Here is a 24,905-nt window from a genome sequence, read left to right as displayed (position 1 = left end):
CGACGACCACTCGACGCCTACTCGACGACTACGCGACCCACTCGTTGATGACCGGCGTATCGAGCACCGGCGCGCGCTCGGCTTCCTCGAACGTACGCTTGCTGCACGTCGCGTCGAGGCTGCCCTTGCCGCTCAGCAGCGGGCAGCGGTCGAACACTTCGGCGATCCAGTCGACGAACACGCGCACCTTCGGCGACAGGTGCCGGCTGTGCGGATACACGACCGAGATCGGCATCGGCAGCGGCTTCAGCCCGGGCAGCACTTCCTTGAGGCGGCCGTCGCGCAAGTGCGGCAGCACCATGAACAGCGGCGGCTGGATCAGGCCGAAGCCTTCGAGCCCGCACGTCACGTACGCATCGGCGTCGTTGACCGACACGATGCCCTCCATCTTCATCTCGACTTCCTTGCCGTCGATCAGGAAGGTCCAGTCGATCGTGCGGCCGGTGCGGCTCGAGAAGTAGTTGACGGCCTTGTGGTGGCTCAGGTCGTCGATCGTCTGCGGCTCGCCGTGGTGCTCGAGATAGTCGGGCGACGCGACCGTCACGCATTCGAACAGGCCGACGCGGCGCGCGACGAGCGACGAGTCCTGCAGCGCACCGACGCGGATCACGCAGTCGACGCCTTCCTGCAGCAGGTCGACCGGCCGGTCCGACAGGCCGAGCTGCAGATCGATGTCCGGGTAACGTGTATGGAATTCGCACAGCGACGGAATCACCAGCAGCCGCCCGATCGAGCCCGGCATGTCGATACGCAACTTTCCGTGCGGCTTCCGGTTGTTGGCCTGGAAGCTTGCTTCGGTTTCCTCGACATCGGCGAGGATCCGCACGCACCGTTCGTAGTACGCGGCGCCGTCCGGCGTGAGCGACAGCCGGCGCGTGGTCCGGTGCATCAGGCGCACGCCGAGGAACGCTTCGAGATTCTGAATGATCGTCGTGACGGACGCCCGCGGCAGGCTGAGCGTTTCTGCTGCCTTGGTGAAGCTGCTTGTATCGACGACGCGAGTAAACACCTGCATGGCCTGAAGCCGGTCCATCACAACCTCCACGATCTAATGAGCCTCAGGAACAAAGAGGCTGCGCCGCTTTGTAGGCGACGCAGCCTGGGATTGTTCGGGGGCGTTGAATTGTGTTGCCGGATTATAGGCATTTATCCCGATGTCTGCCGGACCCAGAATTCGTTCCATCTCGAAATGGATGCTTCATCGTCATGGACGCTTCTGAATTCAGCAAATTCCTGAAAGCCGCATTGCCCGCCGAAGCCAGAGCCGGCGCGGCATTGACGGTCGCGGAGGTGGAAATCCCCGGCTACGCGCAGGACATCGTGCTGCGTCTCTATCGGCGTGCGGACAAGACCGGACTACCGGTAGTGCTTTACTTCCACGGCGGCGGTTTCGTGCGCGGCACGCTGGACGACGCCGACTTCGCCGCGCGCTTTTTAGCAGAACGCTTACCAGCTCTCGTAGTGTCGGTCGATTATTCGCTCGCACCGGCCTTTCCGTTTCCGGCCGCGCCGGAAGATGCGTATCGCGCTGCCGTGTGGGCCGCGACGCGCGCCCGTGCGTTCGGCGGCAATCCGAAGAAGATCGGTGTCGCGGGGCACGATGCGGGCGGCCAGCTCGCGAACTGTCTTGCGTTCATCGCGCGCGATCGCGGCGAAGTGCCGATCGTCGCGCAGGCGCTGTTCGGGCCGATGCTCGACCCGAGCATGACGCGCATCGGCGACGCCGAACGCCTTTCGTCCGACATCACCGCGCGCGAATGCGCGGCCTGTTATCGCGCCTATCTGCCGCAGGCGGCGCAGCGCATGCACCCGTATGCGGCGCCGCTCGAATCGGTGCGCCTCGCGGGCCTGCCGCCGACGCTCGTCGTCACCGCGCAGAACGACGTGCTGCACGTCGAAGCGGAGAAATATGCGGGCTGCCTGATTTCATCGGGCGTGCTCACGCAGGTGATCCGCTACCCGGACGTCACGCACGCCGCGCTCGCGACGCACGAAGCCGCGCTGGAGGAAGCCGTGCGCTTCTTCGCGTGCCGCTTCCAGGCGCGCCAGCCGAACCGTTCCGAATAACCAGACCAATCCACGCTTACCGGAGATCCACATGGCCATCCTACGCACCTCCCGTTCTCGAATCGCGACAGCGGCGATCGTGACGCTCGCCGTCGTCGGCCTCGGCACGTTCGGCGCGATGCGCGTGAACGCGAACGCACCCGAGAAAGCGGCGGCGCCGCTGCCCGAAGTCGACGTCGCGACCGTCGTCCCGCAGACCGTCACCGACTGGCAAAGCTATTCGGGCCGCCTCGAGGCGGTCGAGAAAGTCGACGTGCGCCCGCAGGTGTCGGGCACCATCGTCGCGGTGAACTTCAAGGACGGCGCGCTCGTGAAGAAAGGCGACGTGCTGTTCGTGATCGATCCGCGCCCGTACCAGGCGGAAGTCGACCGCGCAGCCGCGCAGCTCGCCGCCGCGCAGGCGCGCAACGGCTATACGCAAAGCGACTGGCAGCGCGCACAGCGGCTGATCGGCGACAACGCGATCGCGAAGCGCGACTACGACGAGAAGCAGAACGCCGCGCGCGAAGCGAACGCGAACCTGAAGGCGGCCGAAGCCGCGCTGGAGACGGCGCGCATCAACCTCGGCTATACGCGGATCACGGCACCGGTCTCGGGCCGCGTGTCGCGCGCGGAAATCACGCTCGGCAACGTCGTGTCGGCCGGCGCATCCGCCGCACCGCTGACGACGCTGGTGTCGGTATCGCCGATCTACGCGTCGTTCGACGCGGACGAGCAGACCTACCTGCAATACATCAACGGCGCACGTAACGGCCGCAAGGTGCCGGTCGAGCTCGGCCTCGCGAACGAGTCCGGCTACTCGCGCAGCGGCGAGATCGATTCGGTCGACAACCGGCTCGACACGTCGTCCGGCACGATCCGCGTGCGCGCGCGCTTCGACAACGCGGACGGCACGCTCGTCCCGGGCCTCTATGCGCGCGTGAAGGTGGGCGGCAGCGCGCCCCATCAGGCATTGCTCGTCGACGATGCGGCGATCAACACCGACCAGGACAAGAAGTTCGTGTTCGTCGTCGACCAGCAGGGCCGCGTGTCGTATCGCGAAGTGCAGCCGGGCCTGCAGCACGGCAACCGGCGCGTGATCGTGAGCGGGCTTGCCGCCGGCGATCGCGTGGTCGTGAACGGCACGCAGCGCGTGCGCCCCGGCGCGCAGGTGAAGCCGCACATGGTCCCGATGACGGGCGGCGACGAGCCGTCCGCGCCGCTCGCGAACAGCGCGAAGCCGGCCGCACCGGCGAAGGCGGAATCGTAAGCGGCACGCCGCTTCGTTTTCCGCGTTCAACCAGACAGAGCCACACATGAACATTTCCAAATTCTTTATCGACCGGCCGATCTTTGCAGGAGTCCTATCGGTGATCGTCCTGCTCGGCGGGGTGATCGCGATGTTCCTGCTGCCGATTTCGGAATATCCGGAAGTCGTGCCGCCTTCGGTGATCGTGAAGGCGCAGTACCCGGGTGCGAACCCGAAAGTGATCGCCGAGACGGTCGCGTCGCCGCTGGAAGAGCAGATCAACGGCGTCGAGGACATGCTCTACATGCAGTCGCAGGCGAACAGCGACGGCAACATGACGATCACCGTCACGTTCAAGCTCGGCACCGATCCGGACAAGGCCACGCAGCTCGTGCAGAACCGCGTGAACCAGGCGCTGCCGCGCCTGCCGGAAGACGTTCAGCGGCTCGGCATCACCACGGTGAAGAGCTCGCCGACGCTGACGATGGTGGTCCACCTGATCTCGCCGGACAACCGCTACGACATGACCTACCTGCGCAACTACGCGCTGATCAACGTGAAGGATCGCCTGTCGCGGATCCAGGGCGTTGGCCAGGTGCAGCTGTGGGGCTCGGGCGACTACGCGATGCGCGTATGGCTCGACCCGCAGAAGGTTGCGCAGCGCGGGTTGTCGGCCGAGGACGTCGTGCAGGCGATCCGCGAGCAGAACGTGCAGGTCGCGGCCGGCGTGATCGGCGCGTCGCCGTCGCTGCCCGGCACGCCGCTGCAGCTGTCGGTGAACGCGCGCGGCCGCCTGCAGACGGAAGACGAGTTCGGCGACATCGTCGTGAAGACGACGCCGGACGGCGGCGTCACGCACTTGCGCGACATCGCGCGGATCGAACTCGACGCGTCCGAATACGGGCTGCGCTCGCTGCTCGACAACAAGCCGGCCGTCGCGATGGCGATCAACCAGTCGCCGGGCGCAAACTCGCTGCAGATCTCCGACCAAGTGCGCAAGACGATGGCCGAGCTGAAGCAGGACATGCCGGCCGGCGTCGACTACAAGATCGTCTATGACCCGACGCAGTTCGTGCGTTCGTCGATCAAGGCCGTCGTGCACACGCTGCTCGAGGCGATCGCGCTGGTCGTGCTCGTCGTGATCGTGTTCCTGCAGACCTGGCGCGCATCGCTGATTCCGCTGATCGCGGTGCCGGTGTCGATCATCGGCACGTTCTCGCTGCTGCTCGGCTTCGGCTATTCGATCAACGCGTTGTCGCTGTTCGGGATGGTGCTCGCGATCGGGATCGTGGTCGACGATGCGATCGTGGTCGTCGAGAACGTCGAGCGCAACATCGAAAGCGGGATGAACGCGCGGCAGGCGACCTACAAGGCGATGCAGGAAGTGAGCGGGCCGATCATCGCGATCGCGCTGACGCTCGTCGCCGTGTTCGTGCCGCTCGCGTTCATGTCGGGCCTGACCGGCCAGTTCTACAAGCAGTTCGCGATGACGATCGCGATCTCGACGGTGATCTCGGCGTTCAACTCGCTGACGCTGTCGCCGGCGCTGTCCGCGATCCTGCTGAAGGGCCATGGCGACAAGGAAGACTGGCTCACGCGCGTGATGAACCGCGTGCTCGGCGGCTTCTTCAAGCGCTTCAACAAGGTGTTCCATCGCGGTGCGGAGAACTACGGCCGCGGCGTGCGCGGCGTGCTGTCGCGCAAGACGCTGATGCTCGGCGTGTATCTCGTGCTGGTGGGCGCGACCGTGCTCGTGTCGAAGATCGTGCCGGGCGGCTTCGTGCCCGCGCAGGACAAGGAATACCTGATCGCGTTCGCGCAGCTGCCGAACGGCGCGTCGCTCGACCGCACCGAGAAGGTGATCCGCGACATGGGTTCGATCGCGCTGAAGCAGCCGGGCGTCGAGAGCGCGGTCGCGTTCCCGGGGCTGTCGGTGAACGGCTTCACCAACAGCTCGAGCGCGGGCATCGTGTTCGTCACGCTGAAGCCGTTCTCGGAACGGCACGGCAAGGCGCTGTCGGCCGGGGCGATCGCCGGCGCGCTGAACCAGCAGTACGGTGCGATCAAGGATTCGTTCGTCGCGGTGTTCCCGCCGCCGCCGGTGCTCGGCCTCGGCACGCTCGGCGGGTTCAAGATGCAGATCGAGGATCGCGGCGCGGTCGGCTACGCGAAGCTGTCGGATGCGACCAACGACTTCATCAAGCGCGCGCAGCAGGCGCCGGAGCTCGGTCCGTTGTTTACGAGCTACCAGATCAACGTGCCGCAGCTGAACGTCGATCTCGACCGTGTGAAGGCGAAGCAGCTCGGCGTGCCCGTCACCGACGTGTTCAACACGATGCAGGTGTATCTCGGCTCGCTGTACGTGAACGACTTCAACCGCTTCGGACGCGTGTACCAGGTACGCGTGCAGGCCGATGCGCCGTTCCGTCAGCGCGCGGACGACATCCTGCAGCTGAAGACCCGCAACGACAAGGGCGAGATGGTGCCGCTGTCGTCGCTGGTGACGGTGACGCCGACGTTTGGCCCGGAAATGGTCGTGCGCTACAACGGCTACACGGCGGCCGACATCAACGGCGGTCCGGCACCGGGCTTCTCGTCGGGGCAGGCGCAGGCCGCGATCGAGCGCATCGCGCATGAAACGCTGCCGCGCGGCGTGCGGTTCGAATGGACCGACCTCACGTACCAGCAGATTCTTGCAGGCGATTCGGCGATGTATGTGTTCCCGATCAGCGTGCTGCTCGTGTTCCTCGTGCTCGCCGCGCTGTATGAAAGCCTGACGCTGCCGCTCGCGGTAATCCTGATCGTGCCGATGAGCATTCTGTCGGCGCTGACGGGCGTGTGGCTCACGCAGGGCGACAACAACATCTTCACGCAGATCGGCTTGATGGTGCTGGTGGGGCTGTCCGCGAAGAACGCGATCCTGATCGTCGAGTTCGCACGCGAACTCGAGCATGACGGCAGGACGCCGTTTGAGGCCGCGATCGAGGCGAGCCGCCTGCGGCTGCGCCCGATCCTGATGACGTCGATCGCATTCATCATGGGCGTCGTGCCGCTCGTCACGTCGACGGGTGCGGGCTCGGAGATGCGCCATGCGATGGGTGTCGCGGTGTTCTTCGGGATGCTTGGCGTGACGCTGTTCGGGCTGATGCTGACGCCGGTGTTCTATGTCGTGCTGCGTACGCTCGCGGGCGGCAAGATCCACGTCGCCGGCAAGGACTCGGCCGGCTATGGCGCGTCGCCTTCGGGCGTACCGGCTGCGGGCGCGTCGGCTTCCGATGCTTGAGGATAGAAAGATGGACAACATGCACAACTCGAATGGCCTGATCCGCTTCGCGAAGGTGGCGGCCGCGAGCACCCTGCTCGCGACGCTGCTCGCCGCGTGCGCGGTGGGGCCCGACTACAAGCGCCCGGACGTGTCGACGCCCGCGGCGTTCAAGGAAGCGCCGACGCTCGCGGCCGGCGAACAGGCCGGCACGTGGAAGACCGCGGAACCGGCGGACGGCGAGCATCGCGGCGAATGGTGGAAGGTGTTCGGCGATCCGGTGCTCGACTCGCTCGAGTCGCAGGCGCTCGCCGCGAACCAGAACCTGAAGGCCGCGGCGGCGCGCGTCGAGGAAGCGCGTGCGGCGACCCGCACCGCGCGCTCGCAGTGGTTCCCGCAGATCGGCGCCGGGTTCGGGCCGACGCGTGAAGGGCTGTCGTCGGCGTCGCAGCTCCAGCCGCAGGGCACGGGCCCAACCACCGCGACGTTGTGGCGTGCGCAGGGCACGGTGTCGTACGAGGCCGACCTGTTCGGCCGCGTGGGCCGCAACGTCGAGGCGTCGCGTGCCGACCAGGCGCAGAGCGAAGCGCTGTTCCGTTCGGTGCAGCTCGCGCTGCAGGCCGACGTCGCGCAGAACTACTTCGAACTGCGCCAGCTCGACTCGGACCAGGACCTGTACCGCCGCACGGTCGAATTGCGCGACCAGGCGCTGAAGCTCGTGCAGCGCCGCTTCAACGAAGGCGACATCAGCGAGCTCGACGTGTCGCGCGCGAAGAACGAACTGGCAAGCGCGCAGGCCGATGCGGTCGGCGTCGCGCGCCGGCGTGCGGCGTCCGAGCATGCGCTCGCGATCCTGCTCGGCAAGGCGCCCGCGGATTTCGCATTCAAGGAAACGCCGATCGTGCCGGTCGCGGTGAAGGTGCCGCCGGGACTGCCGTCCGCGCTGCTCGAGCGCCGTCCGGACGTGTCGGCGGCCGAGCGTGCGATGGCCGCCGCGAATGCGCGGATCGGCCTCGCGAAGTCGGCGTATTTCCCGAAGCTCGATATCACGGGCGCGTTCGGGTATGAGGCGTCGACGCTCGGCAACCTGTTCCTGTGGTCGAGCCGCACGTTCCTGCTCGGGCCGTTCGCCGGTACCGCGCTGACGCTGCCGCTGTTCGACGGCGGGCGGCGTGCGGCCGGCGTGCAGCAGGCGCGCGCGCAGTACGACGAGCAGGTCGCGAACTACCGGCAGCAGGTGCTCGTCGCGTTCCGCGAGGTCGAGGACAACCTCGCCGACCTGCGTCTGCTGGACGACCAGATTCGCGCGCAGGAGGCGGCCGTCAATGCGTCGCGTCGCGCGGCGAAGCTGTCGCGTACGCAGTATCAGGAAGGTGAGGTCGCGTATCTCGACGTGATCGACAGCGAGCGGTCGGTGTTGCAGTCGCAGTTGCAGGCGAACCAGTTGACCGGTGCGCAGGCGGTGTCGACGGTCAACCTGATTCGTGCGCTCGGCGGTGGGTGGGGGGCGGCGCCGGCACCGGCCGCGGTCGGCGATGCGGCGACGGGCAAGCAGGACTTAGCCGTGCGTTGAGATATCGGCGGGCGTCGGCGCGCGTGGCGGTTCGCCATGCGTTGTCGACCGTCAACGCCCGAGTGACGAAGAAAGATAACAACCCCGATCCGTGGCGACGCGGATCGGGGTTTTTTCATCGTTGCGCTTCGGAAAGACAAGGGGAGTAACGGGCGGAACGAATGCCGCCCGAGACGTTACGCGGCGACGAACTCGTGCACGAAACGGTTGAACACCGCGGGGCTCGCCGCGTTCATCCCGTGCGATGCACCGGCGACGGTCTGCCGTTGTGCGTCGCCGATCCACTGCGACAGCGTGTCGACGTTGTGGCGGAACATCTTCGGGCTGCGCTGGCCGTCGATCAGCAGCGTGCGGCATCCGATATCCGACGCCGTGTGCTGCGAATACGCCGGCAGCGGATCGCGCAGCTGCTTCGGCAGCGTGCTCGCGTTGTCGATCGCCATCGTGCGAAAGCGCGACGTGCTCTTCTTCCACGCGCCCGGCAGGCTCACCGAGTCGACGAACATCTCGAGGCCCGCTTCCACGTCGCCCTGGTCGATCAGGTTCACGGCCTTCGTGCGCAGCGCGATCGCGGCGGCCGGCAGCGCGGCTTCGCGCACGCCCGGCTGTTGCAGCGGGCCGCCCGGATCGGCGAGGGTCAGCGTGTCGACGAGTCCCGGATGCTGGCGCGCGACGTTGAACGCGACGCTGCCGCCACGCGAATGGCCGACGAGATGCACGGGGCCGAGATCGAGTGCGTCGATGAATTCCGCGAGTTCGTCGACGTGGTTCTGCCAGCTGAACTCGTCCTGGATGCCCGCTTCGACGGCTGGCCAGTAGTGGCTCAGGCTCGGCGCGATGCAGCGGTAGTTCTCCGACAGCGATGCGAGTTGCGGATCCCAGTAGCGGTAATCGCACAACGAGCCGTGCACGAACACCATCGGCGCGCCGCTGCCCCGCTCGACATACGGCAGGCTGATGCCTGACGAAAGCGTCGCAAATTGCAGGTCGGGGTTCGCGAGCACGGACGGCTCGATTCGCATGTTCATGGCTGAAAGACTCAAAGGTGCGTCAACACGACGCAACTATGCATCACGGCGACCTGCAAGGAAAACGCATAATTTTCATCGCGACGATCAATTTTATTGATGGATCGGCGGGAAACCGTTGTCGGACTGAGGGGGCTGACGATCCGCATACGACTCCGCTGCATCCGTGTTGGGTCCCTAATAGAAGATCTCGGCAGGCTCGATTGGCCGCGCATCGACAATGACGGTGTGAAAGCGCTGTCGGATCGAGCGACGCTTGCGGCGCGCGCGAGATTGTCATAACATGGCCATGTCATTTAACACGCCCAAGTGATTTCACTTGGCCAAGTGAGTGTGATGTGAGATCGCTGTCGAATCCGATTCCGGCGCGCGTTGCGCTTGACGCTTTCCGAACGTTGTTCGAGAAAGCAGACGGGTGGCGCGTGGTCGAGGAGATTGCGGTCCCCGATCAAGTCGGGGGCCTCATTCTGAGCAATGACAAGGGCCAAACGTACGTCGCGAACCTCAAGACGTTCAACGAGGGGCGTGCCGATCGCGTTACCGCGCTCTTTGCTCAGGCGCTCCTCGAGGCACGTGCATACGCGAAACGACAGAAGATGCGGCCCGCGATTCTGATTTGGGTCGGCAGTGCTCCGCCGTCGCTCATCCAGCGATTGGCCGATTTTCACGCCGAGTTCGCCGACCGTGAGCCCTTCGCCGTGCTGTCGGCCGACGGAACGCGATATGTCCGCTTTCCGGGGCTGGATATTTCCGAGCGTCCTGGCGAGTCGACTCGTTCGTACAGCCGCAGTCGCAGTATTCAGCCGGGGCTGGCGTTCTCGGATCTGAACCAGTGGATGCTCAAGCTCCTGCTCGCGATCGATATCAAGAGAGAGAACCTCATCGGCGCGGAACGCAGGCAATACACCACGGCGACCGACCTCGCGCGTGCCGCCGGTGTCTCGGTAATGACGGCGACGCGGCTGATCCATGCGCTCAAAGAGGAGGGTTTCATCGAGACGAAGCCATTCCTGAAGATCGTGCAACGGCGCAAACTCGCACAACGCTGGAAGGCCGAATACCAGAGGCCGGCCGCGGCAGTGCCGATGAAATTTCTTTTGCCGGCCGCGCCGGATGTCCAGTTGCGCAAGATGCTCAAAAACGAGGGCGGCACGCTCGGCCTTTTTGCCGCGGCCGATGCACTCGGCGTCGGCCATGTCAGCGGGGTCCCGCCAACGGTCTGGGTCCCTAGCCTGATGGAAGCCGGTAACTGGCGACCGCTGCGTCGGGCCAAAGAGGGCGAACGTCCCGATCTCGTCTTGCAACAGCCTGGCTTTCCCCAATCGCTGGGGCGGGGCGTCGTCTACCGCGACGGGTTGCCGGTCACGGACATCCTCCAGATCTGGCTCGACGTTTCCGCTCACCCGGCGCGCGGTGCAGAGCAGGCCGCCGAACTGGAGCACGGCGTTCTCGCGAACGTGACTGGAGAAGGTACGTGAGCGAATTGGCCGATTTCAGCAATCTCGCGATGACGTTGGCGCCGTGGCGAGCCAGGATCGTTTTCATCGGAGGCTGGGCTTTTCGGCTCTATTCGTATGAGCCGCGTGCCTGGACGCCCGACCACAAGCCGATCTTCACGCAGGATGCCGACGTTGCGTATGCAGAACGCGAAGTGCTCGAAGGAGATATCAAGAGGGCGCTCGAAAACGCGGGTTTCACGGAGGAACCGAATTTCGCCGGCGGATTCAAGCCGCCGGCGATGCGTTATACCCTCGGCAAGCGAGCCAACGGCTTTTACGCGGAATTTCTCACGCCGCTGACAGGTAGCCCCTTGCGTCGCAACAAGGTCACGAGGCGGATGGAGCAGAATGCCACGGAGGCGAATGCCGGCGTTGTTGCACAGAAGCTGCGCCATCTCGAGATACTGCTGCACGAACCTTGGCTCGTGACGATTCCCGCCGAGGAGTCAGGGCGTGGCGACGCACTGGTCGACCTGCGTATCCCCAATCCGGTGAGCTTCATGGTCCAGAAGCTGCTGATTCGTGACGACAGGATTCCGGAAAAGCGCGCTCAGGATGTGCTTTACATCCACGATGCGATGCTCCTTTTTGGCGGCGTAATCGAGGACGAGCTTGTCCCGGTCTGGAGGCGTCTCGAACCCACGTTATCGGATGCTCAGCGCAAGTCCATCGATGCGGGCGTCGGCGCATTTTTCACTGAAGTGAACGACACCATTCGTGCAGCGGCGGCCATCCCGCGGCCCGACCGACACATCGAGCCCGAGGATTTACTCAGGCTGTGCAAGAACGGGTTCGAAGCGCTCTTCGGCGACGTGCCATAGGGTGCCGGCCGCGGCCCCCGCATCATCGTACCGTCAATGCGGGCACGCCCTGAAGCTCGACGGGAAGATCGTTATCCGCCGCGAACTGCATTGCAAAGTCGAACGCATCGCCGCACACGTCGCGCAATTCATCAGACACGAACAGGCATTTGACGCCGCCGTCGACGACCGGCATCGCGAGCCGCGACAGCGCGCACGGATAGCCGGGCCGCCGCTCGCCGACGAACAGCGTGATGACGCCCGCGAGCCGTTCGGGCCAGTCGCTCGGGCGGAAGGTCTTCTGCGCGCGCGTGACGCCGCGGATCAAGTGGCCGCGGGGTTGACCGATGAGGCGGCCGCGTTCGGTGATGTCGATGCGATCCATGCTGGTGTGCGTATCCTCGTTCCGGTCATTCGCCGCCGTCGGCCGCCGCGTCGCCGCGCGCGGGAATCCGCAGGTTGCGCAGCTTGTGATAAAGCGTCTTCTTCGGCATGCCGAGCGCAACGCTTGCGTCCGCAACGTTGCCGTTGTGACGCCGCAGCATGTCCTCGATCAGCATCCGCTCGAAATACGCGAGCTGCTCCGCGAGCGTGCCGCCCGCCGTCGCCGTACCGCCGGACGACAACAGGCTGTCGCCGGTCAGCCCGAGCACGAAGCGATCGGCCACGTTCTGCAGCTCGCGCACGTTGCCGGGCCACGCATGCGTCATCAGTTCCGACACCTGCGCAGCGGTGACGACGGGCGCCGGCTGCCCGAAGCGCCGCGCGGCCGCGAGCACGAAATGCTCGAACAGCAGCGGCACGTCCTCGCGCCGCTCGCGCAGCGGCGGCAGCTCGATCTGCGCGACGTTCAGGCGATACAGCAAGTCCGCACGGAAGCGCCCGTCGGCCGCGAGTTCGGCGAGATCGGCCTTCGATGCGGCCACCACGCGGCAGTCGACCGGAATCAGCTCGTTCGCACCGAGCCGCTCCACGACGCGCTCCTGCAGCACGCGCAGCATCTTGATCTGCAGCGGAATCGGCATCGTCTCGATCTCGTCGAGGAACAGCGTGCCGCCGTTCGCCCACTCGATCTTGCCGATGCGCTTCTTGATCGCGCCGGTGAACGCGCCGGCCTCGTGGCCGAACAGCTCGCTCTCGAACACCTGCTCGGGCAGGCCGCCGCAGTTCAGCGCGACGAAATGCGCATCGCGCCGGCCGCCGAAGTCGTGCAGGCTGCGCGCGATCAGTTCCTTGCCGGTGCCCGTCTCGCCCGTGATCAGCACCGACACTGACGTATCGGCGAGACGCAGGATCTTCTTGCGCACGTCGGCCATCGCGGGCGACTTGCCGAGCACGAACGCCTCGATGCCCTGCCAGTTGTTGAGCGCCGCACGCAGCCCCTGCACCTCGAGCGTGAGCCGGCGTTTCTCGACCGCACGCGCGACGCGCCCGGCGATCAAGTCCGACGAGAACGGCTTCTCGATGAAGTCGTACGCGCCGTCCTGCATCGCGCCGACGGCCGTCGAAATGTCGGCGTGGCCGCTGATCAGCACGACCGGGATCTGCGGATCGACCGCCATCACGCGCTCGAGCAGCTGCAGCCCGTCGATGCCCGGCATCCGTACGTCCGACACGACCACGACGGGTGCGCCGGGCGCGACATGCGTGAGCGCGTCGGCGGCCGACGCGAATGCGTCGACCGGGAACCCGGCGAGCGCGACGGCCTGCTCGACGCCGATCCGGACGTTTTCATCGTCCTCGACGACCAGCACGCGAATCTCATCTTCCATGCTCTGTCCTTTGTTGCGGCGTTGCGGCCGCGAATTCGATGGTGAACTGCGCGCCGCCGGCGTCGCGGTTCGTCGCGGCGATCTTCGCGCCGAACGCCTCGACGATGCGCGACGTGATCGCGAGGCCGAGCCCGAGGCCCTGGCCGCGCGGCTTGGTGGTGACGAACGGCTCGAACAGGTGCGGCAGCACGTCGGGCGCGATGCCGGCGCCGCTGTCGGCCACCGTGAAGCGCACGCGGCCGGCTTCGTCCGGTTCGGTCGCTTCGATCACGATGCGCCGCACCGGCGCCTCGTGCACCGCGTCGAGCGCGTTGCCGAGCAGGTTCACGATCACCTGCTGCAACTGGCTCGATTCGGCGGATACCGTCGTGCCCGGCGCGATGTTCACGTCGAGCTGCACGCCTTCGTCGCGAATGCGCGCATCGTAGATGAGCCGCGCATGCGCGACGGCCTCGTTCAGCGACACGGCGACGCGCTCGACGTCGGGCTTGCGCGCGAAAGTCTTCAGCTCGCCGGTGAGCACGGCCATGCTGTCGACGAGCTTGCCGATCCGTTCGAGATTCGCGTACGCCGGCGCCGGCTGGCCGCGCTCGAAGAACGTGCGCGCGTTGTCGCACAGCGTGCGGATCGCGACGAGCGGCTGGTTCAGCTCGTGCGTGAGGCCGGCGGCCATCTGGCCGAGCACCGCGAGCTTGCCCGCATGCACGACTTCCTGCTGCGAATCGCGCAGCCGCTGCTCGGTGCGCTCGCGTTCGTCGATCTCGCGCTGCATCCGCTCGTTCGCGGCGGTCAGCGCAGCCGTGCGCTGCGCGACGGTCAGCTCGAGCTGGTCGTTCGCGCGGCGCAGTGCGTCCTGCGCATTCAGCCGCGCGACGATCGCCCGGCGCCGCTGGATCGCGTAGCCGACCAGCAGCACGGCGATCAGGAACGCGCCGGTGACGAACACGAACGCGGTCTGCTGCTGGCGCCGCGCGCCGGCGATGTCGAGCAGCACCATCAGCGAATCGCCGGCCTGCGGCGCGGGGCGCGACATCACGAGATAGCGCGTGCTGCGGCCGGCGTGACGCAGATCGGGAAACGTGCCGAACCACGCGGCGGCGCTGCGATCGCCGATGTGGCGGTACGGCAGCACGTCGACCGTGCGGCCCGCGTATTGGCGCGACGCCTGGATGTCGCGCTGCTGCTGCGCAGTGATCGGGCGCAGCGCGGCGAATTTCCACGCCGGCTCGGTCGAGATCACGACCACGCCGTTGCCATCGACCACCATCGCGGCGACGCCCGGCGCGCGCCATGCGGTTTCGAGCGAGTCGACGCTGATCTTCGCGGCCGCGACGCCGATCGGCACGCCGTCGTCGCGCACCGCGCTCGCGAAGTAGAGGCCCGGCACGCCGGTGTTGGTGCCGATCCCGAAGAAGCGGCCGGTGCCGTGCGCGAGTGCATCCTTGAAGTACGGCCGGTACGACACGTTGGTGCCGACGAAGCTGATCGTCTCGTTCCAGTTGCTTGCGGCGATCACTTCGCCGCGCAGGTCGATCACGTCGACGGCGCCGCTGCCGGCGTCGCGGTTCACGGCTTCCAGATAGGTGTCGACCGCATGCACGAGTTCAGGCGCGTCGTGCGGCGCGGCCTTCAGCATCGCGCGCACGCTGTCCTGCCGCGCGACCAGGCCGGGCAGGATCTCGAAGCGGCCGAGTTCGCTCTTCAGGCTCGACGCATACAGGTCGAGCCGGTGCGCACCGGTTTCCTCGAGCGCGTCGATCGCGCGTTCCCACGCGAAATCGACGGCCGCCCCGGCCACGCCGACATACAGCGCCGCGGCCGACGCCCAACCCCACCACGGGATTCCCTTGAAGCTCTTCTGCACGTTCGCCCTCATCGAAGCCCGCAACCGGTCGCCCGCAGCCGGCCGCCCGCAGCCGGTCGCCCGCCACCGGCCCCCGGAACGACGCGCGCCGCGCGCCGGCAGGGCCGGCGGCGGCGCGTGCGAAGCAGCGTGCGCGACGGTGCGCGCGGCCGCGCGGTTATCCGAAGTGCGCGACCAGGATCAGCGTCACCGTGACGACGATCGCACCACCGATGCGGGTGGCGATCTGCGCGAACGGCATCAGCTGCATCCGGTTCGCGGCGGTCAGGATCGCGACGTCGCCGGTGCCGCCTTGCCCGCTGTGGCAGGCGTTCACGATTGCGGTGTCGATAGGGTACATCTTCAGCAGGCGGCCGACCACGAAACCGGTGCCCATCAGCGTCGCGACGGTCGACACGATGGTCACGACGTTGACGATCGTGAAGGCGGCGGTCAGCTTGTCCCACGGCGTCATCGCGACGCCGATCGCGAACAGCAGCGGATAGGTGACGGCGGTCGAGAAGAACTTGTAGACGACGAACGCGCCTTCCTGCAGCGGCGGCGACACGGCACGCGCGAGCTTCACCAGCACCGCGAGGAACAGCATCGCGACCGGCGCGGGCAGGCCAAACAGCTTGTGCGCCATCAGGCCGACGAGGTACAGCGTGATCGCCGTGATGCCGGCGCCCGCGATGTGCGTGACGTCGACGTGACCGCGGATCTCTTCGTTTTCCGGCGTCATGTCGCCGCTTTCGCCGACTTGCAGACGGCCGTTTCCGGTCAGGTGCGGCAGGCGCTTGCCGAGCATGTCGAGCGCGCCCGACAGGATGATCGCGGTCAGGCTGCCGAGCATCACCGGCGGCAGCACCATCGCGAACATCTCGCCCTGCGGCAGGTGCATCAGTTCCGAATAGCCGATCGACAGCGGAATCGCACCTTCGCCGACGCCGCCCGCCATGATCGGCACGACGATGTACAACAGCGTGTGGCGCGCGCCGAGGCCGAGCGCGGTGCCGACCGCCGTGCCGACGATCGCGGCCGCGACCGAGCCGGCCGCGAGCGGAATGAAGATCTTCACGAAGCCCTGGATCAGCACGCGGCGATCCATGCTAAGGATACTGCCGACGATGATCGACGCGATGAACAGGTACAGGAAGTTCGTCGACTTCGTGAACTCGACCGTGAGGTTCAGCACCGGCTTCGGCAGCACGTGGTAGTACGTGAGCGCCGACGGCACGAAGGTCGCGAAGATCGCCGCCGCGCCGATGTTGCGCAGCAGCGGCAGGCGCTTGCCGAGTTCCGCGCAGGTGAAGCCGAAGAACGCGAGCACGGCGATCGCCATCGAGATTTCGCCGGGCACCTTGCCCGTCACCGCGAAGCCGACGATCAGCCCGAACAGGATCACGTAGACCGGCAGCGGGATGATGCCGATGCGGATTTCCATCAGCTTCCACCAGCCTTCCGGCCAGAAGCGCTCGCGCGTGGCGGCACCGGCTTCGGCAATCGGTTCCTGATGGGACGGGGTATGGATAGAGGTCTGCAAGACGTGTCTCCTGATGTTTGGAATGCCTGCATCGCTTCGCGGCATCGTGTGCCGTCTATTACGCAACCCCCGTGCCAGAATTCCGAATCGCCGGAATATTTTTAATGCATTGATTCATAAGGGATTTGTTTCGTCTGCGGAAAGGATCGATGCCGCTCATTGGCTGAGATTTCGGAATCCGCCCGGCGCTCGGGCCGAGATTTCGGCCTACACGCCAGCCTCGAGCCCGTTCGCGGGTCGGGTAGCCGACCCGCGCGCCATATCGCCGCGCGCGATTTTCTTCGCACAATCGCTTCGTAGACCGCCTCCCCGCCGCTCTCTATCATCGGCTGATCCTTTTCCGATGCCATGACGACTGTCCGGAGAACGCCCGCGCGTTCGCCGCGGCGTCGCTCATCCGTCGATACCGTCTTTGGACAGGAGAGTGGTTCCCATGCTGCATGCCGTTTTTTCCGCCCGCTTTTCCTCCGGCCCGCTGGGCCGCCTGCTGACGGCCGCGCTGCTCGGCGTCGTGCTGATGAATGGCGCGCGCGCCGATACCGCGCCGCTGAAGGTCGGCATCTCGACCAGCCCGCAGATCGAAGCGCTGAAGATCGCCGCGAAGGAGGCGAAGGAGCAGGGGCTCGACGTGAAGATCGTCGAATTCACCGACTGGAATACGCCGAACGCGGCGCTCGCGAACAAGGACATCGACGTCAACTACTTCCAGCACATCCCGTTTCTGGAGAACGCGAAGAAGCAGGGCGGCTACAACTTCGTGTCGATCGCACCCGGCACGATCATGAAGATCGGCCTCTATTCGAAGAAGGTGAAGCGCTTTGACGAACTGAAGGACGGCGCGCGCGTCGCGATCGCGAACGATCCGGTGAATGGCGGCCGCGGGCTGTTGCTGCTGCAGCGCGCCGGGTTGATCACGCTGAAGCCGGGCGCCGACTACCGCGCGACCACGCACGACATCGTGTCCAACCCGAAGCACCTGAAGATCATCCCGCTCGAGGCATCGCAGCTCGCGCGCTCGCTCGACGACGTCGACCTCGCGCAGGGCTACCCGAGCTTCATCAAGCTCGCCGGCACGACCGACCCGAACAGCGCGCTGCTGTTCGACGGCACCGAGAACAAGATCTTCGCGATCCAGTGGGTCGTGCGACCCGAGAGCGCGAACGATCCGCGCATCCGCAAGTTCATCTCGATCTACCAGCACTCGCCGGCCGTGCGCCGTGCGCTCGACAACGCGTTCGGCTCGCTTTACGCGATCGCGTGGTGACGGGGGCGACATGACGACCGCGAACCGCAAGAAGATCCTGCTCAACGCGTTCAACATGAACTGCGTCGGGCACATCAACCACGGGCTGTGGACGCATCCGCGCGACCGCTCCGCGCACTACACCGATCTCGACTACTGGGCCGATCTCGCGAGGACGCTCGAGCGCGGCAAGTTCGACGGAATCTTTCTCGCGGACATCGTCGGCGTGTACGACGTGTTCGGCGGCGGCCCGGACGCCGCGCTGCGCGAATCGGTGCAGGTGCCCGTCAACGATCCGCTGCTGCTCGTGCCCGCGATGGCGCAGGTCACGCAACATCTCGGCTTCGGGGTTACCGCGAACCTCACTTACGAGCCGCCTTACCTGTTCGCGCGGCGGATGTCGACGCTCGATCACCTGACGAAGGGGCGAGTCGGCTGGAACATCGTGACCGGCTATCTCGACAGCGCCGCGCGCGGGATGGGCCTCGCGCAGCAGATCGGCCACGATGACCGCTACGAGCGCGCGGACGACTACATGGACGTCGTCTACAAGCTGTGGGAACAGAGTTGGGACGACGACGCGGTGATCCGCGACGCGCAGGCGCGCGTGTTCGCGCAGCCGGGCAAGGTGCGGCGCGTGAAGCACGACGGGCCGTTCTATTCGATCGACGCGATCCACCTGAGCGAGCCGTCGCTGCAGCGCACGCCGGTGCTGTACCAGGCCGGTTCCTCGGCGCGCGGCGTCGAGTTCGCGGGGCGCCACGCGGAGTGCGTGTTCGTGAACGGGCAGAGCAAGGCTGCCGCGCGCGCGGCCGCGCTCGACATCCGCGCGGCCGCCGCACGGCAGGGCCGCGACCCGGCGTCGATCAAGATCTTTGCCGGCGTGAGCGTCGTGACGGCCGAGACCGAATTGCTTGCCCGCGAGAAGTTCGACGAATACCGGCGCTATGCGAGCCCGGAAGCCGGCCTCGCGCATTTCGCGAGCTCGACCGGCATCGACTTCGCGAAATACGGCCTCGACGAGCCGATCTCGTACGTGAAGACCGATTCGATCCAGTCGGCCGTCGACGCGATCTCGCGCAAGAGCACGACCGGCACGTGGACCGTGCGCCGGATGCTCGAACAGATGTCGCTCGGCGGCCGCTATGCGCCGATCGTCGGGTCGCCGTCGCAGGTCGCCGACGAACTGCAGGCGTGGATCGACGAGACCGGCATCGATGGTTTCAACCTGACGCGCACCGTGATGCCCGAGTCGTTCGAGGATTTCGTCGACTGGGTCGTGCCCGAGCTGCAGAACCGCGGCATCTACAAGGAAGACTACGATCCCGCGCCGACGCTGCGCGAGAAGCTGTTCGGCGCCGGCGCGCGGCTGCCCGCGTGGCACACCGGCGCGCAGCACCGGCCGGCTGCCGTGCCGGCGACGGAACCCGCGCATCCCGCGCATGCATGAACGTGACGGAGCGACGCGATGACGCAATTGTTCGATACGCTGGGTTTCATCGAGGCATCGGCCGTGCGGGCCGGTGCGGGTGCCGACACGGATGCGCATGACGAAGCGGCCGCGCAGGCCGACGGCGCCGCCGCCGTGTCGTTCGCGCACGTCGGCAAGGTATTCGCGACGCCGCTCGGCCAGGCCGCTGCGCTGCGCGACGTGACGCTCGACGTGCGGCGCGGCGAGGTGTTCGGCATCATCGGCCGCAGCGGCGCCGGCAAGTCGACGCTGCTGCGGCTCGTCAACGGGCTGGAGCGCCCGAGTTCGGGCAGCGTGCGCGTGCAGGGTGTCGACGTCGGCGCGCTCGACGAGGACGGGCTTGTCGCACTGCGCCGCCGTACCGGGATGGTGTTCCAGCATTTCAACCTGCTGTCGGCGAAGACGGTATTCGAGAACGTCGCGCTGCCGCTGAAGATCGCCGGCGTGCCGAAGGCCGAGCGCACGCGCAAGGTCGATGCGCTGCTCGATCTCGTCGGGCTCGCCGCGAAGCGCGACGCGTATCCGGCGAGCCTGTCGGGCGGCCAGAAGCAGCGCGTCGGCATCGCGCGGGCGCTGGTGCACGATCCGGAGGTGCTGCTGTGCGACGAGGCGACGTCGGCGCTCGATCCCGAGACGACGCAGTCGATCCTCGCGCTGCTCGCCGACATCAACCGCCGCCCGGGGCTGACGATCGTGCTGATCACGCACGAAATGGAGGTGATCCGCGCGGTGTGCGACACGGTCGCGGTAATCGAACAGGGTGAAGTCGTCGAAACGGGCCCTGTGTGGCGCGTGTTCGGCGATCCGCGCCACGGCGCGACGCGCGCGCTGTTGAGCACGCTTCAGCACGACCTGCCGGCCGAGCTGGCCGCGCGCGTGCGGCCGCTGCCCGAACAGGCCGCGCTGCCCGACGGCGCGCAGGTCGTGCTCGACGTCCGCTATACGGGCGAGAGCGGCGGCGAGCCGGACGTCGGCGCGCTCGCGGCGGCGCTCGGCGGCTCGGTGCGCTTCCTGCACGGCGGCATCGAAAGCATCCAGGGACATGCGCAGGGGCGGCTCGTGATCGCAGCGACGCCGCGGGCGGACGAAGCCGGCGCGTCAGCGGTACGCGGCGGTGAGGTTGCCGCGTTGCTCGAACGCGCACGCCGCCATGCGAACCACGCGGAGGTGCTCGGCTATGTTTGAACTCTGGTGGCCCGAACTGCTCGACGCGATCCGCGACACGCTGTCGATGGTCGCCGCGTCGGCCGCGATCGCCGCGCTGATCGGCATCCCGCTCGCGCTGATTCTCGTGACGACCGCACCCGGCGGCATCTACGCGCGGCGCGGCGTGAACGCGGTGCTCGGCGCGCTCGTCAACGTATTCCGTTCGACGCCGTTCATCATCCTGCTCGTCGCGCTGCTGCCGTTCACGCGCGTGCTGATCGGCACGACGATCGGCGTATGGGCGGCCGTGGTGCCGCTGTCGATCGCCGCGATTCCATTCTTCGCGCGGATCGCCGAAGTGAGCCTGCGCGAAGTCGACCGCGGGCTGATCGAGGCCGCGCTCGCGATGGGCGCGAAGCGCCGCCACATCGTGTGGCACGTGCTGCTGCCCGAAGCGCTGCCCGGCATGCTCGGCGGCTTCACGATCACCGTCGTCGCGCTGATCGGCTCGACCGCGATGGCGGGCGCCGTCGGCGCGGGCGGGCTCGGCGATCTCGCGATCCGCTATGGCTATCAGCGTTTCGACACCACCGTCATGGTGACCGTGATCGTGATCCTGATCGCACTCGTTTCGGCCGTGCAAATCACGGGCGACCGCCTGGTCCGACGCGTGACCCGGCGTACCTGAGCAGCGCCACGAGCGCCGGCTCTTTTTCATTGAAGACCCTGAGAGAACGATACCCATGACCTTGCCTATCGGCGCGCCGCGCGAATGGAACGGACAATTCGAGGAAGCGCTGTTCCTCGACGTCGCGCGACGCCATCGCCCCGGCTTCCCCGACAAACTCGCGACCCCGCCGCGCGAGCCGCACAGCGGAGACGAGCTCGCCGCCGTCGCCGACTACTACACGAAGATGGCATCGCACGACCTGTTCATCGTGCAGGTCGTTGCGAAGGCGATCGACACGCTGTTTCGGGACGATCCGCATTTCCAGCTGATCCTGTCGCGCCAGCTCGGCGACGACGGCGCACACGCGGTGATCGGCCGCGAGCGCGTGACCGAACTGACGGGCCGCGATCCGCTGCCGGAAGTCGAGCGGCTCGTCGCCGCGCACTGGGCGCGCATCGGCGACATCGCGGTGCGCGACGTCGCCGGCTTCCTCGCGTTCGAATGGCATTACGAGCTGCACATCCTCGCGAAGCTGTGGATCCAGCGCAAGACCGGCCGCATCGCCGACGGCGCGATGCGCGAGCACGGCGAGAACCGGATTCGTCCGGACGAGGAATGGCATCGCGTGCAGATCGTCCAGTGGTGGTTCGACACGTTGAACGCGCTGCCGGCCGCCGAGCGCGACGCGCTGATCGACCGCGTGATCGCGGCCGACGAGGAAACGCAGGCGCGGCTCGACGGTTATCTGCATGACGAGTACGCGCATACCGCGCACGTGTTCGGTGCGGACATCGCCGAGTACCGCGCGATCTACGACGACTGGCGCCGCGAGATCCTGTCGCGGCTGACCGGCCGCCAGCTCGGCGCGCTGGTGCCGCTGTCCGGCGAAGTCGTGGCGCATGAAGCGGTTGCACAGGAAGCCGTCGCATGAACGATCCACGCGAGCCGGCGACGTTTGCGCCGGATACGGACGCACCTGCATTCGCCGACGATGCGCTGGCCCGTGTGATCGCTGCGTTGCGTGCGACCGCGGCCGCCCGCGATCGCGCCGGCGGTCACGCGGCCGACGAGAAGCAGTGGCTCGCCGACGCGGGCCTGCTGACGCTCGCGGTGCCGCGGGAATTCGGCGGGCAGGAAGCCGGGTGGCCGGCGATCTACGACGCGATCCGGCGGATCGCACGCGTCGACAGCGCGCTCGCGCATCTGGTCGGATTCCAGGTCCTGCAGGTGGTGAGCGTCGACGTGTGGGGCAGCGCGGCCCAGCGCGAACGCTATCTGCGCGGCACGGTCGAGCATCGCTGGTGGTGGGGCAATGCGGTCAACCCGCTCGATACGCGGCTGGTAGCAACCGCGACGCCGGACGGCGGCTATCGGCTCGACGGCGTGAAGGGTTTCTGTTCGGGCACGCGCGGGTCGCAGCGGATGACCGTGTCCGCGCACGATCCGGCAACGGGCCGCGCGGTGTTCGGCGTGGTGCCGACCGATCGTGACGGGATCACGGTCAACGCGGACTGGGATCCGATCGGCCAGCGCCAGACCGACAGCGGCAGCGTGCGTTTCGACGGCGTGACGCTCGCGCCCGACGAAGTGCTGCATCGATCCGAAACGCCGCCGACGCCGCGCGCGACGCTGCGCACGCTGGTGTCGCAACTCGTGCTGACGAACCTGTTCGTCGGGCTCGCGGAAGGTGCGCTGGCCGACGCGCGCGACTACGTGCTGACACACGGCCGGCCGTGGATCAACGCGGGCGTCGCCGAGGCGAGCGACGATCCCTACACGCTGCAGCGCTTCGGCGACATGCGCGTGCAGGCGGTCGCGGCAGCCGCGCTGGCCGATCGTGCGGCTGTCGCGTTGCAGCAGGCGTGGTCGCGGCGCGACGCGCTGACCGCCGACCAACGGGCCGAGGTCGCGCTCGCCGTATCGGACGCGAAGATCGTCGCGCAGCGCGCGGCGCTCGAGAACGGCGAGGCGCTGTTCGATGCGTGCGGCGCCCGCGCGACGGCCGCGTCGCTCGGCCTCGACCGCTTCTGGCGCAATGCACGTACGCATACGCTGCACGATCCGCTCGACTACCGGCTGCGCGATGTCGGCCGGTTTGCGTTGACGGGGGAATTGCCGCAGGCGTCGCTGTATACGTGACCGGGCGCGCGCGGCGTCGCTGCGCGGCGGCTATTGCGGTTCCGCATCCCTGCATCGGCAGCCGCACCATGTGCTTGATGCGCTTCAGCGGAATGCCGGAGCCATCCGCGGATCCTCACCCGCATGCCTCAGGTGAGCGGCGTGGTCCTGCCGGCGCTTGGCGTGACGCTGGCGTTCGAGCGTCGTCGAGTGCGCTCACCGCGCCGGCAACCCATCCGCCACCGCCCGCATCGCGTCCGCCGTCTCCGGATTCGCCGGGAAAAACGCCTCGATCGCGAGTTCCGACAGCGTGACGTCGACCGGCGTGCCGAACACCGTCGTCGTACTGAAGAACGTCAGCTCGCCGGCTGCGGTGCGCAGTCGCAGCGGCACGGCGATGTCCGCATAGTCGGTGCACGCTTCAGGGCTGTCCGGCTGGCCGGCAGGCGCCGGATAGGCGGCGAGTTCGTCGCGCAGCGTATGCAGCGTGCGGTCGCCGCTCGCATCGATCTGCCGCTGCAGCCGGTGCAGGATATGCGCACGCCATTCGTGCCAGTTGACGATCTGCGACGCGAGGCCGCCGGGATGCAGGCTCAGGCGTAGTACATTGACGGGCGCCTGCAGCAGCGCCGGATCGGCCTGCGCGACCAGCGCGCCGAGCATCCGGTTTGCGGCGAGCAGCGTCCAGTGGCGATCGACCGCGAGCGCCGGATAGGGCTCGTGGCCGCGCAGCACGGCTTCGACCGCAGCGCGCGCCGCGTCGAGCTTCGGATCGGAGAACGGCCGCTCGCGGAAGACCGGTGCATAGCCGGCCGCGACGAGCAGCGCATTGCGTTCGCGCAGCGGCACGTCGAGGCGCTCGGCGAGATGCAGCACCATGTCGCGGCTCGGCTGCGCACGACCCGATTCGACGAAGCTCAGGTGCCGCGCGGACACCTCGGCCTCCAGCGCGAGCGCCATCTGGCTCAGGCGCCGGCGTTGACGCCAGGTGCGCAGCAGCGGGCCGATGCCGGATGCGCGGCCGGCGGACGGGGGGAACGACTGGAGGGCGGCGGTCGAGTTCATGACGGTGATGATAGGCAATCCTGTGCGCGCCGGGCATTACCTGTGAGGTAAGCATTCCGGGTCGACGCGAGGCGCCGCTCGACCTGATCCCGCTGTTGCCGTTCGATGGCGTTCGTGTACCGGCCGAGCCCGGCTGCCGATCGTGATGGCAATCCGCGCGCTGACGCGTGCGGCGTGCACGACATGCTGCACGTCGCGCATTCCGCGGCCTGATGCGAAACGGCGGCCGTTTGCGCGGCCGCCGTCGTCTTCTGCCTTCCCTTTCCGCCGAAGCTTACGCGTCGCGATGACGCAGCCGAGCGAGCCGATCCCCTTGCCGAAGAACGACACGGCCATCAGCGCGATCACCAGCACTTCGCTGTCGACGTAGTTGCAGCCGATGATGACCATCGACAGCAGCATCCCGCCGACGATCGGGATCTTGCGCACGGCGGTGCGGCGGGCGCTGCCGGCGAGTTCGATCGGAAGATCGCGAGGAGTGGTCTGATTGGACACTTTAATGTACGTCGTCGTATAACATGACCAAAAGTTCATGGCTAATGATGTGTCGCAGAAACCTCGGGTTTTCCCTTTGAAG

Annotated in this window: 20 protein-coding genes and 1 pseudogene; 13 read left to right on the top strand and 8 right to left on the bottom strand. The window is 67.1% G+C overall.

Annotated features, from left to right (window positions below; translation table 11 throughout):
• Positions 1-28 precede the first annotated feature (28 nt).
• Positions 29-1,033 (bottom strand): putative multidrug efflux transcriptional regulator CeoR, encoded by a 1,005-nt coding sequence (gene ceoR, locus C7H84_RS25675; protein WP_121861406.1) that lies wholly within the window; start codon positions 1,031-1,033, stop codon positions 29-31.
• 173 nt (positions 1,034-1,206) lie between these two features.
• On the opposite strand from ceoR, the gene C7H84_RS25670 reads away from it, so the two are divergent.
• Genes C7H84_RS25670 through opcM form a run of 4 tightly spaced genes read left to right on the top strand, consistent with a single transcriptional unit; the run spans position 1,207 to position 8,130 of the window.
• Entirely contained in the window at positions 1,207-2,067 is an 861-nt protein-coding gene (locus C7H84_RS25670) for an alpha/beta hydrolase (RefSeq protein ID WP_121861405.1), read from the top strand.
• 31 nt (positions 2,068-2,098) lie between these two features.
• Positions 2,099-3,316 carry a multidrug efflux RND transporter periplasmic adaptor subunit CeoA gene (gene ceoA / locus C7H84_RS25665; RefSeq protein WP_121861404.1) on the top strand — a complete coding sequence of 406 codons (1,218 nt, stop codon included), beginning with the start codon at positions 2,099-2,101 and terminating at the stop codon, positions 3,314-3,316.
• Positions 3,317-3,362: 46 nt separating this feature from the next.
• Positions 3,363-6,578 (top strand): multidrug efflux RND transporter permease subunit CeoB, encoded by a 3,216-nt coding sequence (ceoB, locus tag C7H84_RS25660; RefSeq protein WP_121861403.1) that lies wholly within the window; start codon positions 3,363-3,365, stop codon positions 6,576-6,578.
• A gap of 10 nt (positions 6,579-6,588) precedes the next feature.
• Positions 6,589-8,130: a multidrug efflux transporter outer membrane subunit OpcM gene (opcM, locus tag C7H84_RS25655; protein ID WP_121861402.1), complete on the top strand. Its 1,542-nt coding sequence runs from the start codon at positions 6,589-6,591 to the stop codon at positions 8,128-8,130.
• A gap of 176 nt (positions 8,131-8,306) precedes the next feature.
• Here the strand turns inward: opcM and C7H84_RS25650 are convergent, their stop codons facing one another.
• Positions 8,307-9,158: an alpha/beta hydrolase gene (locus C7H84_RS25650; protein WP_121861401.1), complete on the bottom strand. Its 852-nt coding sequence runs from the start codon at positions 9,156-9,158 to the stop codon at positions 8,307-8,309.
• A gap of 338 nt (positions 9,159-9,496) precedes the next feature.
• Here C7H84_RS25650 and C7H84_RS25645 point away from each other — a divergent pair, with 338 nt between their 5' ends.
• Together C7H84_RS25645 and C7H84_RS25640 are read left to right on the top strand one after the other, a co-directional pair.
• Positions 9,497-10,636 carry a helix-turn-helix domain-containing protein gene (locus tag C7H84_RS25645; RefSeq protein WP_121861400.1) on the top strand — a complete coding sequence of 380 codons (1,140 nt, stop codon included), beginning with the start codon at positions 9,497-9,499 and terminating at the stop codon, positions 10,634-10,636.
• Positions 10,633-11,478, top strand: coding sequence for a GSU2403 family nucleotidyltransferase fold protein (locus C7H84_RS25640; protein WP_121861399.1), 846 nt, complete (start codon positions 10,633-10,635; stop codon positions 11,476-11,478). Before C7H84_RS25645 ends, C7H84_RS25640 begins: the two co-directional genes overlap by 4 nt.
• A gap of 22 nt (positions 11,479-11,500) precedes the next feature.
• On the opposite strand, the gene C7H84_RS25635 is transcribed toward C7H84_RS25640, so the two are convergent.
• The 4 genes from C7H84_RS25635 to C7H84_RS25620 form a co-directional block, all read right to left on the bottom strand.
• The gene (locus tag C7H84_RS25635; protein ID WP_121861398.1) at positions 11,501-11,842 is read right to left on the bottom strand and encodes a DUF3579 domain-containing protein; all 342 of its coding nucleotides are present in this window, start codon (positions 11,840-11,842) and stop codon (positions 11,501-11,503) included.
• Positions 11,843-11,867: 25 nt separating this feature from the next.
• Entirely contained in the window at positions 11,868-13,229 is a 1,362-nt protein-coding gene (locus tag C7H84_RS25630) for a sigma-54 dependent transcriptional regulator (RefSeq protein WP_121861397.1), read from the bottom strand.
• Positions 13,219-15,105, bottom strand: coding sequence for an ATP-binding protein (locus C7H84_RS25625; RefSeq protein ID WP_121861396.1), 1,887 nt, complete (start codon positions 15,103-15,105; stop codon positions 13,219-13,221). The genes C7H84_RS25630 and C7H84_RS25625 overlap by 11 nt, the downstream gene beginning before the upstream one ends.
• A gap of 145 nt (positions 15,106-15,250) precedes the next feature.
• Complete coding sequence (locus C7H84_RS25620) at positions 15,251-16,615, bottom strand: 2-hydroxycarboxylate transporter family protein (protein ID WP_121861395.1); 1,365 nt, start codon at positions 16,613-16,615, stop codon at positions 15,251-15,253.
• Positions 16,616-17,048: 433 nt separating this feature from the next.
• Between C7H84_RS25620 and C7H84_RS25615 the strand changes: the two genes are divergently transcribed.
• The 7 genes and pseudogenes from C7H84_RS25615 to C7H84_RS37225 form a co-directional block, all read left to right on the top strand.
• Positions 17,049-17,879, top strand: coding sequence for a MetQ/NlpA family ABC transporter substrate-binding protein (locus tag C7H84_RS25615; protein WP_121861394.1), 831 nt, complete (start codon positions 17,049-17,051; stop codon positions 17,877-17,879).
• Between the two features lie 10 nt (positions 17,880-17,889).
• Positions 17,890-19,308: an LLM class flavin-dependent oxidoreductase gene (locus tag C7H84_RS25610; protein WP_121861393.1), complete on the top strand. Its 1,419-nt coding sequence runs from the start codon at positions 17,890-17,892 to the stop codon at positions 19,306-19,308.
• An 18-nt stretch (positions 19,309-19,326) separates the two neighbouring features.
• Positions 19,327-20,514: an ATP-binding cassette domain-containing protein gene (locus C7H84_RS25605; RefSeq protein ID WP_121861392.1), complete on the top strand. Its 1,188-nt coding sequence runs from the start codon at positions 19,327-19,329 to the stop codon at positions 20,512-20,514.
• A complete protein-coding gene (locus tag C7H84_RS25600) occupies positions 20,507-21,163 on the top strand; it encodes a methionine ABC transporter permease (RefSeq protein WP_121861391.1) in 657 nt (218 codons plus the stop codon). Before C7H84_RS25605 ends, C7H84_RS25600 begins: the two co-directional genes overlap by 8 nt.
• A 55-nt stretch (positions 21,164-21,218) precedes the next feature.
• On the top strand, positions 21,219-22,076 hold the full coding sequence (locus C7H84_RS25595; RefSeq protein ID WP_121861390.1) for a hypothetical protein: 858 nt from the start codon (positions 21,219-21,221) through the stop codon (positions 22,074-22,076).
• Positions 22,073-23,284 (top strand): acyl-CoA dehydrogenase family protein, encoded by a 1,212-nt coding sequence (locus tag C7H84_RS25590; protein ID WP_121861389.1) that lies wholly within the window; start codon positions 22,073-22,075, stop codon positions 23,282-23,284. Before C7H84_RS25595 ends, C7H84_RS25590 begins: the two co-directional genes overlap by 4 nt.
• Positions 23,285-23,368: 84 nt before the next feature.
• Positions 23,369-23,470: pseudogene (locus C7H84_RS37225) on the top strand (LysE family translocator); the annotation flags it as partial.
• Between the two features lie 9 nt (positions 23,471-23,479).
• Here the strand turns inward: C7H84_RS37225 and C7H84_RS25580 are convergent.
• Positions 23,480-24,328, bottom strand: coding sequence for a helix-turn-helix transcriptional regulator (locus C7H84_RS25580; RefSeq protein WP_121861388.1), 849 nt, complete (start codon positions 24,326-24,328; stop codon positions 23,480-23,482).
• 36 nt (positions 24,329-24,364) lie between these two features.
• Positions 24,365-24,823 carry a hypothetical protein gene (locus tag C7H84_RS36965; RefSeq protein WP_205611460.1) on the bottom strand — a complete coding sequence of 153 codons (459 nt, stop codon included), beginning with the start codon at positions 24,821-24,823 and terminating at the stop codon, positions 24,365-24,367.
• Positions 24,824-24,905 lie beyond the last annotated feature (82 nt).

It is taken from the genome of Burkholderia sp. Nafp2/4-1b, assembly GCF_003635165.1.
Lineage (GTDB): Bacteria > Pseudomonadota > Gammaproteobacteria > Burkholderiales > Burkholderiaceae > Burkholderia.
Note: the sequence above shows the minus strand (reverse complement) of the source record. Positions and strands in the feature narration are given on the sequence as shown.